This is a genomic window from uncultured Parabacteroides sp., from assembly GCF_902493135.1.
In the GTDB taxonomy this organism is placed as follows: Bacteria; Bacteroidota; Bacteroidia; order Bacteroidales; family Tannerellaceae; genus Parabacteroides.
Genome location: NZ_CABUOD010000001.1, coordinates 175,755 through 189,275, shown reverse-complemented (window position 1 = coordinate 189,275; position 13,521 = coordinate 175,755). Strand labels below are relative to the sequence as shown.

Below are 13,521 nucleotides of genomic sequence, written 5' to 3'. Positions count from 1 at the left end.
ACCAAAAGTTTCAGCAAACGGAACAAACATACGTCAGAGCGGTCTGACAATGAACCACGGATTATGAAGGTCTTCCTTATTATACTTTAAAGGTGTTTTCCCGTCAATATGATAAACATCGCATCCGGCGGCCCGCGCTATCGCATGCCCGGCGGCGGTATCCCACTCCATCGTCGGAGCAAAACGGGGATAAACATCGGCCGTCCCTTCCGCCACCAGACAGATCTTCAAGCTGCTGCCGCTACTGATCAGGGTAACCGGCTGTCCCTGCTTACGAAGATTCTCGATAAAGGCTGTCGTCTCTTCCGTCTGGTGCGAACGCGAAGCGACCACGACAATGCCTTGATGTCCCATCGACATAGGCAGGCGAGCTGCTTTCTCCCGTATCTCGTCCATCGAAGGCTGATATCCGCTGTCTATCCCGGCCAGCTTGAAAGCTCCCACAGAGTCAGCCGCGAAATACAACTCTTTCCGTACCGGGACATAGATCACGCCTAACACCGGAACTCCTTCTTTCACCAAGGCGATATTGACCGTAAATTCGCCGTTCTTCTTGATAAATTCTTTCGTCCCGTCCAGCGGGTCCACGATCCAGAGCATATCCCAGGCAGAACGTTCGGCAAAAGGGATCTCCTTCCCTTCCTCGCTCAGCACGGGAAACGGTGTCACGGATAGCGCCATCGAAATAATCTGATGGGCTTTCTTGTCTGCTTTCGTCAAAGGGGAATGATCGGCTTTCCGTTCGATACCGAAATCAGAGTCCGGATCGGTATAAATATCCATGATAGCTTTGCCTGCATCGAGGGCGGCGCGTGTAGCTATATACAGGTAATTTGCATAGTTGTTCATCATCACTTGCCTCTTTTAGTATGTTAATATACAAATGTAAATATTTTCCTTCAATAATCCGATGAATTTTCCGAATATATCACCGTTTTACCCAATTTTGCAAGTCTATATTATCCAAACGGGAAACATAGGTGTTTTGATTGCGAAACATATATGCTTTGAAAACAAAACACCTATGTTTTGAAATCGAACCGATAGCTTTCGATCATGGATTGCCCTGCCGCATAGCCTTCGTCATAGAGGGCGGACAGCTTTTCCCGGTTGTTGGTGGTCCGGCCGACTTCCATTTTCTTTTGCGGACGGATGACGATCGCGTCTCCTTTTGCTTCCAGTTCGTCGATATAGTCCAGCACTTCATTATACTTGCGGTAGCGCAGTTTCAACTGCTTGCGGATAGCGGGATATCGGCGGTAGATGAAGCCGGGCAGCCAGAAATCCTTCTCTTCCTTCCGGTAGCCTTTGTTGCGGGTCAGGATAATCACATTCTTGCGGAAACCGTCGTCGATGGCATGCTGGATCGGGATGGCATCGCAGACACCGCCGTCGACCATCGGGACGCCGTCGACATACGCCACCGGACAGAGCACCGGAAGCGTACAGGAGGCACAACAGATATCGACCAGGCGGTCCGCGTCTTGCTTCTCCTCGAAATACTCGGCTTTACCCGTCAGGCAATTGCTGGTGACCATGACGAAGCGGCTCGGTGACTTGAAATAAGTCTCGTAATCGAGCGGGTAATATTTCTCCGGATAAATATAAAAAAGATATTTCATGTCGATATAGCCCCGTCCCCGCAGGAAATGCCTGAGACCTATATAATCATACTTCTCCAGCAGGTCTATATTACTGAAACGGGAACGTCCGCGCTGGCGGGAAGCATACGATATGCCATTGCTCGCCCCGGCAGAGACGCCTATAGTGTAAGGGAACCAAATCTCATGATCCATAAAGCAGTCCAGCACACCGACGGTGAAGATGGCACGCATCCCTCCTCCTTCAAGCACCAGACCTGTACGACTGTCTATTTCCATATCTGTTTACTATAAAAAATAAAAGCCATTGCCTGGCTCACACCGGACAATGGCCACAAAAATATAATAAATCAGCGATATAAACATAGTCTTTTTACAAAATAACTTCGTTCACCAAAGGACGGTGATGACGGAAATCATCGATATTCCGAAGGGTTGTCTCTGCAATGTTATACAGGGCTTCCTTCGTGAAAAAAGCCTGGTGTGAAGTAACGATCACATTATTAAAAGAAAGCAGACGGGCCAGTACATCATCGTCGATAATTTTATCGGACTTGTCTTCATAGAAATACTCGCCCTCCTCCTCGTACACATCCAGACCGGCGGCTGCAATTTTCTTCTCCTTCAGACCTTCGATCAGGTCGTTGGTGTTGATCAGTTGGCCCCGGCCTGTATTAATGATCATTACGCCTTTCTTCATCTTGCCGATGGAGTCTTTGTCGATCATATATCTTGTCTGATCGGTCAGCGGACAATGCAGGGAGATGATGTCCGACTCGCGATACAGTTCGTCTAACGAAACATAAGAAATACCTTCCTCCTCGGCAAACTTCATGTCGGGATAAAGGTCATAAGCCAGAATGCGCATTCCGAACCCTTTCAGGATGCGGATCAGGATCTTGGCGATCTTTCCCGTGCCGATAATACCGATCGTCTTGCCGTGCATATCGAATCCTATCAAGCCGTTCAGCGAGAAATTTCCATCCCGCGTACGCCAGTAGGCACGGTGTATCTTCCGGTTCAGCGACAGCATCAGGGCAAGCGAATATTCTGCCACGGCGTAAGGCGAATAGGCCGGGACGCGGACGACCGGCAACTTCCCTTTGGCCGCTTTCAGGTCCACATTATTAAAACCGGCACAACGAAGGGCCAACAGTTTGACGCCATTCTTCACCATTGCATCGATAACAGTGGCATCGGCAGTGTCGTTGACAAAAATACAGACGACATCCGTATCTTGCGTCAATACTACATTGTTCGGATTCAAATGTCCTTTGTAGTAACGAATGTCGTAATTGTACTTTTCATTTACTTTGTCGAATGAAGCTATATCATACGGTTTAGCTCCAAAGAATGCAATTCTGTATGCCATATTATTTGTTTTTATATCTAACAATCAAAACAGCCTAAATGTTGAAAGGAATAGGTTGGCAGCAGAAAAAAGGTCCGGCTAAGGGGTTGCTTAACCGGACCTGCCCATATGTTTCTTTAAAAATCTTTTCAGTCCTCTTTTGAAATCTGTCCTTTTTTACCTTTGGCTGCTTTACGCTTATTATCTTGATGAACGAAATAGAGCGGTATCAAATATTGCCGCTATCGACATTGCACAAAAAGATATAATAAAAGCCATCGTTCAACAACCTAAAACTTACGGGAATTCGATTTCCACCGTCGTTCCCTTCCCGACCTCGGACGTAATCGTGATTTCGGCTCCATAGGTTCTCAGGATACGCATGGAAAGACTGAGTCCGATACCATGCCCGGCGAACTCCCGCGTATTGGAGGCACGATAGAAAGGCTGGTACACACGAGCGATCTCCTCCTCCGGAATACCGATCCCCGTGTCCGTAATGGTCAAGACAGAACCTTTCAGCTGCATCTCGACAGGCGCCTCTCCCGAATATTTACAGGCATTATTCAAGATGTTACCGACAGCAATCTTCAACAGATGCGGATTCGCCTCGATAGCAAAAGCGAAATGGTCGGTTGTAAAGCGAACGCGGTTGCCCACGAACTGCATCAGGAAATCGGCCAACAAAACCGTCTCACGTGCATTCTTCAAAATTTCCTTATCCCCATGAGAGAGAAAGAGAAGGTTCTTCATCAATTGGATGATGCGTTTCGTTTCGGAGGCGATACGCCCCAATGCAGCCTGGTATTCGGCCGGCGTACGTTCCTTCAACAAGCTGATCTCGCATTCCCCCTGGATAGCTGTGAGCGGATTATTCAGTTCATGGGACGCATTGCTGATAAAAGACTTCTCACTCTGGTAAGCCGCATCGATACGGTCGACCATGCGGGTCGCATACAAACGTCCGACGAAATAGACCAGTACGGCACTGATCACCAGCATCCCCAGCAACAGCCAGCCGATACGGTGCTGGATATCCCCGCCGTACTGGTTGCTCGACACAACCAGTACGATAAAATTGCCCTCATTATCCGGATAGTAGACAGCCGCTCCTAATTCTTTCCCTTCATGGAAACGAACCACATTGCCTGCATACAGGGAAGCGATCTTCTCATCGGTCAGGTAACGGGACAAGACGCTATGCGCCTCCGTTATGCTGTCGGCGTTCAGCAAGATTTCCGCCGCAACAGGCAACGTTTCCTCATAATGCTGCTGGATACGGGCATAATCTTCCTCGTCCAACTCATCCTTCTCCCAATGCTTCTGTGCCGTCGCGTATGCCTTCTCCGTCAGATAGGAATAGTAGAGACGGCTGATATAGTCGGTCGCCACAAAATAGAAAACGACTGTCACCACCGAAATAATGCCGATCGTGATAGCCGTATAAAAAAGCGCAATCTTATTCCCGGTCTTCATGCTTCCATCATATAGCCCACTCCCACTACGGTGCGGATCAGTTTGTGGTCGAAATCCTTGTCGATCTTGCTACGCAGGTAATTGACATAGACATCCACCACATTCGTATTCGTATCGAAGTTCTTGTCCCAGACATTTTTCAGCAAGGTCAGCCGGCTCTGTGCCGTCCCCTGGTTCTGGATCAGATATTCGAGCAGGCGGTATTCCTTTACGGTCAGGTCGATCACTACCTTGCCACGGATCGCCCGGTGGCTGGACGGATCGAGTGTCAGGTCTCCACAACTCAGAAGCGGTACGGCAGGTTCCGCCCCCGTACGCCGTAAAAGGGCTTTGATACGGGCTTCCAGTTCCTGGAAACTGAAAGGTTTCACCAGATAGTCGTCGGCACCGGCATCCAGTCCGTTCACGATATCGTCCGTCGTCCCTAAGGCGGTCAGCATGATAACGGGTGACTGGTAGCCATACGTCTGGCGATACTGTTTACAGAGTTGTAGGCCGTTCATCTTCGGCATGATGATGTCGAGTATCAACAATTGGAAATCCTCCTGCTGAACCAACTCCCAGCCGGCTTGCCCGTCATTGGCCACGCGGACTTCATGGCCAAACTCCTGCAAGCCCCGCTCGATGAAAGAGGCGATGTTTATTTCATCTTCTACTAATAATATCTTTGCCATTACATATTTTTGTGTATCGGACTACAAATATAGGATAAATGATGATTGTTGGGTGATTCTTTACCTCCCAATCTCTTTATAATTTACGTTGCAACAATTTTCCGTCTTTATCGTACAGCATCCGCCGGTAAAAGGTTTCGACCATCAGGGGGAAGACGAAGAGAGTGAAGAAGGTCGCTCCTATCAGACCGCCGATGATGACGATCGCCAACGGCCGCTGGCTTTCCGAACCGATGCCGTGACTGAGCGCCGCAGGCATCAGACCGATAGCAGCCATTGAAGCTGTCATCAAGACGGAGCGGACACGCGAACGGACACTCTGCTTGATGGCCTGATCCAACGGGCTACGCGCCTTCAGGTTACTTTTGATATCCGATATCATGATCACCCCGTTCTGTATGCAGATACCGAAGAGAGCGATAAACCCGATCCCCGCCGATATCGAGAAGTTGAAACGGGTAAGCAGCAAAGCCAGAATCCCCCCGACCGCGGCATACGGCACATTCAACAAGACCAGTCCTGCATCACGGGCATTCCCGAAGAGGACGAAAAGGATGATAAAGATAATCGCGATACTGACCGGCACGACCTGTGCCAACCGTTTCGTGGCCCGTTGCTGGTTCTCGAAATCGCCTGTCCATTTCAACGTATAACCCTCCGGCAAGCGCACCTGCTCCTTCACCTTCTGCTGCGCTTCGGCAACAGCCGTCCCCATATCCCGTCCGCGGACGGAAAACTTGACGGCACAGAAGCGGGCATGATTATCGCGGTAGATAATCAACGGTCCCGTAATCGTGCGGATATCCGCCAGTTCCTTGACCGGGATCATCGCCCCGTCGCGTGCAGGAACCAGTATCTTGCCGATCTCGTCCTCACTGCGGCGAAAAGAGGATTCATAGCGTACCATGATATTGAACTTCCGTTCGTCTTCGTAAAGCAGGGAAGCGCTCTTCCCCCCGATCGCCATTTCGATAATCGACTGGACATCCTCTTTTGCCACACCGTAACGCGCCAGGCGGGATTCGTTCAGTTCGATCCTCAGTTCCGGCTGTCCGATATTGCGGATCACGCCCAGATCTTCGATCCCGTCCACCGTCTGCAAGACCTTATACACCTCGACCGCTTTCTTCTCCGACTCGTACAGATCTTTGCCGAACACCTTCACTGCGATAGAACCTTTCACACCGCTGGCCGCCTCCTCCACGTTGTCGCTGATCGGTTGCGAGAAGTTGAAATCCACTCCCGGATAAATAGCCAGACGGTCCTGCATCTTTTCGATCAGTTCCGCTTTCGTCAGCTTGCTCTCCCATTGCTTCTCCGGATAGATGTCCACATGAAACTCGATGTTGTAGAAACCTGTAGCATCCGTCCCGTCATTCGGCCGTCCCGTCTGTGACAAGACCTGGCGGACTTCGGGATAAGAAGCCAACGTGCGCCTCATCCGGTTTGCCAGTTCCACCGATTCATCCAACGAGATGCTCTGCGGAAGCGTCGCCCTGATATAGATGGAACCTTCGTTCAACTGCGGCAGGAACTCCGTCCCCAACAAGGTGAAGCACCATAACCCGACAGCCGCCACCGCTGTCGTCACCGTCACCGTCATCCGTTTATGGGCATGGCAACGGTCAAACAGCCCCGTCGCCATCCGGTTCACCCAAACCAGAAACGGGTTATGTTTCTCCCTCACATTCTTCTTCAACAGCATCGACGAGAGGACCGGCACAAGTGTCAGGGTAAAGATCAAGGCCCCCAACAGGGCGAAGCCCAACGTATAGGCCAACGGACTGAACATCTTCCCTTCGACCTTCTGGAAAGAGAAGATCGGAACCAATGCCGTGATGATGATCAACTTGGAAAAGAACACAGCTTTCGCCCGGTCTTTCGCCGTATGCCGGATAATCCCCATCTTGCTCATCACGTTAAAGGCAGGCATCCCCACCTCACGAGCTTTCCTGTCGAGTGCGACAAACAACCCCTCCACCATCACGACCGCCCCGTCGATAATGATGCCGAAGTCTATCGCCCCCATCGAGAGCAGATTCGCACTCATCCCCATCGCCCGGAGGCAGATAAAGGCAAAGAGCAGCGCCAACGGTATGATGATCGACACCACGACCGTCGTACGCCAGTCCGCCATAAAAATCAACACAATGAAAGTCACCAGCAAGATTCCCTCTATCAGGTTGCGAGTCACCGTATGCACCGCCAAGTCCACCAGATTCTCCCGGTCATAGAAGGGGACGATCCGCACATCCTCCGGCAACGAGTTTTGCTGGATATCGGCGATCTTGTCTTTCAGGGCGGCGATCACTTCACTGGGGTTCTCCCCTTTCCGCATCACGACGATTCCCTGTACCACGTCGTCCTCTTCCATCCTTCCGACCTGTCCGAGACGGGGCAAAGAGGACTCGTGCACGTCTGCCAGGTTCTTCACCAGGATAGGCGTACCGTTGATGTTCTTCACCACGATATTCTCGATCTCCTTCACGTCGTTGATCAAACCGATCCCCCGGACGACATACGCCTGCGAACTCCGGGTGATCACGTCGCCCCCTACGTTGATATTGCTCTTGGCAATGGCGTCATAGAGCTCGAGTGTCGTCACCCCGTAGTTGATCAGCTGGTTCGGATTCACACTCACCTCGAAGGTCTTCACCTCCCCTCCGAAGCTGACGATATCCGCCACTCCGGGGACCGCCCTCAGTTTCCGTTCGATCACCCAATCCTGAAAAGTCTTCAACTCCCGTGCCGTCCGCTTGTCACTGCGCAACGTATACCGGAAAATCTCCCCCGTAGGCCCGTACAACGGCTGTACCTCCGGTGTCACCCCTTCCGGCAGGTCTGCATCGTTCAAGAGGTTATAGACTTGCTGGCGGGCATAGAAATCGTCCACATCGTCATCAAACATCACATGGATGACCGACAGCCCGAACAGTGTCGTACTCCGGATATCCGTCTTCTTCTGTACCGGGTTCATGGCTATCTCGACCGGGATCGTGATGTACTTCTCGATCTCCTCCGCGCTCCGTCCCGGCCATTGGGTAATGATCGTCACCTTCGTGTTCGTCACATCAGGAAAAGCGTCGACGGGCGTATGCAGGAAACTGACCGCCCCGGCGATAACGGCTATCACGGTCAGGAAAAAGATGAAAAACTTGTTCCTGAGCGAGAAAGTAATGATTCTGTCTATAAAGGTATGCATCTTGTTTCTTATTTTAAAGCATTATAGACCAGCAGAGCATTCTTGTTCACGACCACGTCTCCCTCTTTCAGTCCGGCATTCGGGTAGCAGTATTCGTCCGTCTGCTTATAGACACCGACTTCCCGCACCCGTAGGCGGTTATCCGTACCGACACACACGACATACTGCTTGCCTCCCTCGAATATCAGGGCGTGAGCCGGTATGCGAGGCATAAGCGGCCCTTCCACCCGGCATTGTACATACACGTTCGTAAACATTCCCGGTTTAAGCATATAATCCTTATTGTTCAATTTGATACGGACCTTCATCGTCTTGCTCTCACTATCGAGCAAGTTATAGACCTTGTCGATCGTCCCGGCAAACTCCCTGTCCTTCCCGTAGGCAAGCGTCGTGATACGGACAGGTGCTCCTTCCTGTACTTTGCGGATATCGCCTTCGTACACATCCGCCATCACCCAGACATTGTCCAGACCGGAGATGGTAAACAACTCCTCTTCCCGGTCGGAGCGGATCAGCATATCCCGGCTGATGTTCTTCCCGACCACAAAGCCGGAGACAGGAGAAATTATGTCGTAAGTCGAATTGGAACCGATCCGGTAGATGTCATACACCTCGCGGAGCCTTTTCACCTCCGCCTTCGCATCGGCGGCTTCCTGCTCGGCCTGCAAGAGATCACGTTCGGAGGCCGTACCGCTTCCGAGCATATCCCGTACCGCTTCGAGGTTACGGTCGGCCAAGGCGAGCCGACGGACGGCATCCTTCTGCTGTTTCTCGAAATCGGCCACTTCGCTGCTTCGGATAACGGCAAGGAGATCACCTTTCTTCACATAATCGCCGGCTTCAACCTCCACCTGCGTAACGGTCCCTCCGAAGATAGGATACACCTGGGCTACTTGCCCCGCATCGAAGGCGACACGACCGTTCAACAACAACTCGTCATTCAAAGGCGTCCTCCGTACGGTATCGACCGAAACCACCTGCCGGAGACTGTCTGTCAACATCAGGCCCGTAGACGTTTGTTCCGGCATAGAGGCTTGCTTGCCACATGAAAAGAACAGAGGGAAAAGAAAGAGTAGAAAAAGAGTTTTCTTATTCATATTTATAGAGATATATTTTAAATTCTTATCTGTCCTATTACTTTTGGCTTGATCCAAAAGTAACGCCCACGACTGTGTTCAACTCCTCCACCGCCATCACCACCCCCTTTTTCACATCGTATAACTGCAAGCAAGTCTCCTTATAAGCCTCATAATAATCGATAAACTCCAACAGGCTGATGTTGCGCTTTTGGAAACCGGCGTTTACCCCTTCGATGATGCGATTGAAATCCCGTTCCAGCTCATAATCCGAGGAACGGTAAAGCTCCAATGCCTTTTCCAGTTTCGTGTAACAAGCAAAAAGTTCGTTATCCGCCTGCCTGCGTGCCAGCTCCGCCAAACTATTGTTGCGGAGGACGGAGAGGCGTGCCGATTTGATATTTCCCTGATTACGGTTGAAGACGGGGACAGATACACTCAACCCGATGGCAAAGTAATTATTGCAGAAGTTCCCCGCCCTGTCATAAGCCCCTCTCAAACTCACTTCAGGGAAAGCGAGCGACCGCTGCAAACGCACATCCGCCTCCGAAGCCCGTATGCCCGCCTCCGCCCGTTTCAGGTCGGGACGCTCGGCAATACGTGCACTCAACTCAGCGAACGGAAGCTTATCCAGCCTGATGCTGTCCAACACCGATTCATTGAAAAGCGGTTCCAGGACCTCTCCTCTCTTCAACCCCAAAAGCAAACGCAGATCCCCCTCCAAGGCGACCGCCTCAGTCGAAATGCCACTCCTCTCCCGTTTCAGCGAAAGCAGCAAAGCCTGTATGCGCGACTTCTCCAAGAGAGAGATATTTCCTTTCGCATTCTGTTCCTTATAAACATCTAAGACCGTTTCCAGATACCCGATCTCCCGGTCATAGACCGACAAGGACTTCCGGGTATAATAAAGATCGACGAACTTCACCTTCAGCTCTCCCCGAAGCGTGCGGAGCACCTCTTCAAACTGATATGCCGCCATCTCCTTATTGATCTTTTCCAGGCGGACCCGCTTGTTACGCTGGCCGGCAACATAGATCATCTGTTCGATCTCCACCACAGCCTCGCCCTCCTTTCCCAAATCGAAATACTTTCCGTTATTGCGGTTATAGATATTCTGTTCGAGTGAAATGACCGGATTCTCGAACAGCTTTGCTTGTACCACTTGTGCTTCCGCCATATCCATATTATAACGCTCGGCGATCAAAGACAGGTTACAAGCGGCGAAACGTTCAAGGGCATCATCCAACGACAGCCGGACAGCCCCCTCTTGTGCCGCTCCCGACCACACATGGATCATCATCAGGATCAATAAAACAGGTCTGCACATTTGCTTCTTCTTTTTTGCGGCAAATGTACAGACCTGCAACATGAATCACCCCGAATATCCGATTAGAATACTCTTAGGTCAAATTAGAAAATCATTAGATCATTTTTTCAGATCGATCCTGTAAGGCGGCCTCACCCGAAGATGATCCACTTCCAAAAAAGGAATCTTAGGATAGAGAAGGTCGAGGAGACTAAGATCTATTTTACCCGGAACGACTTCGACACGGACACGGGCAAGACCTTTTTTCTTAAATCCTAAGAGTTCGGCCGCACCGGCAGAGACATCGATGATACGGCCTTTGCGGAAAGGCCCGCGATCGGTGACACAGACGATCACCCGCTTCATATTGGACAGGTTGGTGACACGCAGGAAAGTGCCGAAAGAATACGTCCTGTGGGCCGCTACCAGTTCGTCCGTATCATGGACTCGCCCACTGGCAGCCTTACGACCGTGGAAACGGTTGTGGTAATAAGAAGCAAGCCCTTCCTCCTGGCTCCACACTTCCCCCGTGCCCGCAAAAGCGACCAGCAGGAGGATGATATGTACCAGGCGGAAGGGCATACACGTTATCGTTTTACTTTACAATAACGTAAAGCTCTTGATTTTATTGTAGCAGCTCGCCCTTATATTCTCCGGTGAGCGTGTTCAGGAATGCCACAAGGCTCTTGGTATCAGCGTCCGAGATGTTCTTACCGATCTGGAACTGGTGCATGATACGGATGGCATCTTCGACCGTCGCGATCGAACCGTCGTGCATATACGGCGGGGTCAGCATCACGTTACGCAGGGTCGGTGTCTTGAAACGATGGCGATCCTGTTCATTCTTCGTAACGGAATAACGTCCGTTGTCACCATCCGTCAGCCCCGTGCCACGGTAATCGAAATAATTATCCTTGATACCCATGTACTCGAAGGACTGACCGCCCAAGTTCACACCCGTATGGCAGGTTGCGCATTTATTCTCCTTAAACAATTCGTAGCCGGCGATCTCCTCAGCAGTCAAAGCGGTCTTATCGCCCATCAGATACTTGTCGAAGCGGCTCGGCGTGAGCAACGTTTTTTCAAACTCGGCGATCGCGTCGGTAATCGTAGACTGATTGAAACCTTCCGGATAAACTTCGAGGAATCGTTTGCTCAATTCCTTGTCTTCCGCCAGTTTGACCGAGATATCATCGAAGGAGTGACTGCCCATTTCGACCGGGTTCAAAGGAGGCCCGGCAGCCTGCTCTTTCAGGTCGGCAGCACGTCCGTCCCAGAACTGGAGGATATTCAAAGCCGAGTTATACACGGTCGGGGCGTTCACACCGCCGAACTGTCCGTCTATACCCTCGGAATATTGTTTACGGTCCACACCGGCAGTAGCCAATCCGTGGCAGGTAGCACACGAAATCGTGTTATCGCCGGAAAGACGGGTGTCATGATAGAGATCGAAACCCAATGCCACCTTGGCCGGATCGGTCGGGATGGAAGCCATCAACGGTTGTACAGGTTCGTTGGCAAATTCTTCGGCAACGGTAGGTGTCGAATAGTTCTTCTTACGGACATCCTTCGCCCAAGAAAGCAAAATAGCCTTTTCGTCGCTATCGAGGTTCGTACCCCAGTGCATCGGCATATGCGAATACTTGGCGGGAGGCATGGAACCGGATAGAGCAGCATCTTCCAACTTGGCCAGGTCGGCTTCGGAAACGAGTTTGCCATTGTCGAGCGCCTCCAGCATCGCCGTCAGGTCCAGATAACGCGTACCTTCCTGCATATCCGCCTTGACAGTCGGGCCGATCAGAGGAAGATTACCGTAGAAAGGAGTCGCCGCCGTAGCCGAGTGACATTGCATACATCCGTTCTCACGAAGGATGGAAGCAACCTGTTTTGCCTGGTTATCCGCATACTTCTTGTATTCGGAAGAACCACACGATGGCAGAACCAGAGCCAATGAAAGCAGCCCAAAAGGTAATGCCGTCCTTTTACAAAGAATAGTGTTAAGCATAATTATTGGTTTATTTAGATTTGTTAAATGCAAAGGTAGGCATAATTATCAGGAGGTATGTAGAAAGTCTATCAGTTTTATCTATGGAGTAATAAATAAAAACTATAGCCTCTTATTATTTTCCAGCACCCTTTTGAGCCTGTCGATCATTTTGCCCGAAAGTTTCAGGCGGGTGAGGTTTCTTTCGTAGTCGTCAGGATGATGCAGGTCGGAGCCGGCGTAGTCGTAGAAGCCTTCCTTCATCAGGTATGCGGCATATTTGGCAGGACGGGCGCCGTACACGCCGGCAAGGGAGAACAAGTTCAGCTGGAACTTGTAGCCTTTGTCCTTCAGCCGGAAATAATCCACCTTCGTCATATACATATACCGCTCCGGATGGGCCAAGACAGGCGTGTAGCCCTCCAGCCTCAACTCGTAAAGCAAATTCAGGTAGTCGGGAGGAGGCGAGAGATAAGAAGTCTCGACCAGGACCTGCCTGTCCGCATACGTCAACAATCCGTCCGCCATCTGCAAACGGAAACCTGCATCCAGCATATACTCCGCCGCCAGCCTCAACTCGATCCCTTCCGGGGCAAACATTTTCACGCAGGCAAAACGGCCCAGCAGATAACCGCGCCGGTTGTCGGGCAGGTCCGCCATCACATGAGGGGTCAGGAATACACGTTCCACACCTGCCTCCCGCATCGATTTCAGAGCCGCACGCATATCGTCGACGCTCTGCACGCCGTCGTCCACACCGGGCAGCAGATGTGAATGCACATCTGCCGTCCCCCTAAATAAATCGGTGCGAACCGCGTTCTTCTTCGGAAAAAGTAGGGAAAACATCTTCT

11 protein-coding genes are annotated in these 13,521 nt (G+C 51.1%); all 11 read right to left on the bottom strand.

From position 1 onward, the window contains the following. Positions 1-33: 33 nt before the first annotated feature. On the bottom strand, positions 34-849 hold the full coding sequence (cysQ, locus tag RDN79_RS00785) for a 3'(2'),5'-bisphosphate nucleotidase CysQ (protein WP_298554626.1): 816 nt from the start codon (positions 847-849) through the stop codon (positions 34-36). A 173-nt stretch (positions 850-1,022) separates the two neighbouring features. Next, positions 1,023-1,880, bottom strand: a complete 858-nt coding sequence (locus tag RDN79_RS00780) for a patatin family protein (protein ID WP_298554423.1) — start codon at positions 1,878-1,880, stop codon at positions 1,023-1,025. Between the two features lie 94 nt (positions 1,881-1,974). Beyond that, on the bottom strand, positions 1,975-2,973 hold the full coding sequence (locus tag RDN79_RS00775; protein ID WP_298554426.1) for a 2-hydroxyacid dehydrogenase: 999 nt from the start codon (positions 2,971-2,973) through the stop codon (positions 1,975-1,977). 276 nt (positions 2,974-3,249) lie between these two features. Then, on the bottom strand, positions 3,250-4,428 hold the full coding sequence (locus RDN79_RS00770) for a HAMP domain-containing sensor histidine kinase (protein ID WP_298554429.1): 1,179 nt from the start codon (positions 4,426-4,428) through the stop codon (positions 3,250-3,252). Beyond that, entirely contained in the window at positions 4,425-5,102 is a 678-nt protein-coding gene (locus RDN79_RS00765; protein ID WP_005642891.1) for a response regulator transcription factor, read from the bottom strand. Before RDN79_RS00765 ends, RDN79_RS00770 begins: the two co-directional genes overlap by 4 nt. 76 nt (positions 5,103-5,178) lie before the next feature. Beyond that, a complete protein-coding gene (locus RDN79_RS00760) occupies positions 5,179-8,304 on the bottom strand; it encodes an efflux RND transporter permease subunit (protein WP_298554433.1) in 3,126 nt (1,041 codons plus the stop codon). 8 nt (positions 8,305-8,312) lie between these two features. Further along, a complete protein-coding gene (locus RDN79_RS00755; RefSeq protein WP_298554436.1) occupies positions 8,313-9,401 on the bottom strand; it encodes an efflux RND transporter periplasmic adaptor subunit in 1,089 nt (362 codons plus the stop codon). Positions 9,402-9,438: 37 nt separating this feature from the next. Beyond that, positions 9,439-10,707 (bottom strand): TolC family protein, encoded by a 1,269-nt coding sequence (locus tag RDN79_RS00750; protein WP_298554439.1) that lies wholly within the window; start codon positions 10,705-10,707, stop codon positions 9,439-9,441. Positions 10,708-10,806: 99 nt separating this feature from the next. Next, on the bottom strand, positions 10,807-11,268 hold the full coding sequence (locus RDN79_RS00745) for a septal ring lytic transglycosylase RlpA family protein (RefSeq protein WP_298554441.1): 462 nt from the start codon (positions 11,266-11,268) through the stop codon (positions 10,807-10,809). A gap of 43 nt (positions 11,269-11,311) precedes the next feature. Next, positions 11,312-12,691: a cytochrome c peroxidase gene (locus RDN79_RS00740; protein WP_298554444.1), complete on the bottom strand. Its 1,380-nt coding sequence runs from the start codon at positions 12,689-12,691 to the stop codon at positions 11,312-11,314. A 102-nt stretch (positions 12,692-12,793) separates the two neighbouring features. After that, complete coding sequence (locus tag RDN79_RS00735; protein WP_298554447.1) at positions 12,794-13,516, bottom strand: tyrosine-protein phosphatase; 723 nt, start codon at positions 13,514-13,516, stop codon at positions 12,794-12,796. Positions 13,517-13,521: the final 5 nt, after the last annotated feature.

Excerpts from the sequence above, each read along its gene's own strand:
- cysQ (WP_298554626.1), bottom strand. The coding sequence starts at position 849 with ATGAACAACTATGCAAATTACCTGTATATAGCTACACGCGCCGCCCTC.
- RDN79_RS00780 (WP_298554423.1), bottom strand. The coding sequence starts at position 1,880 with ATGGAAATAGACAGTCGTACAGGTCTGGTGCTTGAAGGAGGAGGGATG.
- RDN79_RS00775 (WP_298554426.1), bottom strand. The coding sequence starts at position 2,973 with ATGGCATACAGAATTGCATTCTTTGGAGCTAAACCGTATGATATAGCT.
- RDN79_RS00770 (WP_298554429.1), bottom strand. The coding sequence starts at position 4,428 with ATGAAGACCGGGAATAAGATTGCGCTTTTTTATACGGCTATCACGATC.
- RDN79_RS00765 (WP_005642891.1), bottom strand. The coding sequence starts at position 5,102 with ATGGCAAAGATATTATTAGTAGAAGATGAAATAAACATCGCCTCTTTC.
- RDN79_RS00760 (WP_298554433.1), bottom strand. The coding sequence starts at position 8,304 with ATGCATACCTTTATAGACAGAATCATTACTTTCTCGCTCAGGAACAAG.
- RDN79_RS00755 (WP_298554436.1), bottom strand. The coding sequence starts at position 9,401 with ATGAATAAGAAAACTCTTTTTCTACTCTTTCTTTTCCCTCTGTTCTTT.
- RDN79_RS00750 (WP_298554439.1), bottom strand. The coding sequence starts at position 10,707 with ATGTGCAGACCTGTTTTATTGATCCTGATGATGATCCATGTGTGGTCG.
- RDN79_RS00745 (WP_298554441.1), bottom strand. The coding sequence starts at position 11,268 with ATGCCCTTCCGCCTGGTACATATCATCCTCCTGCTGGTCGCTTTTGCG.
- RDN79_RS00740 (WP_298554444.1), bottom strand. The coding sequence starts at position 12,691 with ATGCTTAACACTATTCTTTGTAAAAGGACGGCATTACCTTTTGGGCTG.
- RDN79_RS00735 (WP_298554447.1), bottom strand. The coding sequence starts at position 13,516 with ATGTTTTCCCTACTTTTTCCGAAGAAGAACGCGGTTCGCACCGATTTA.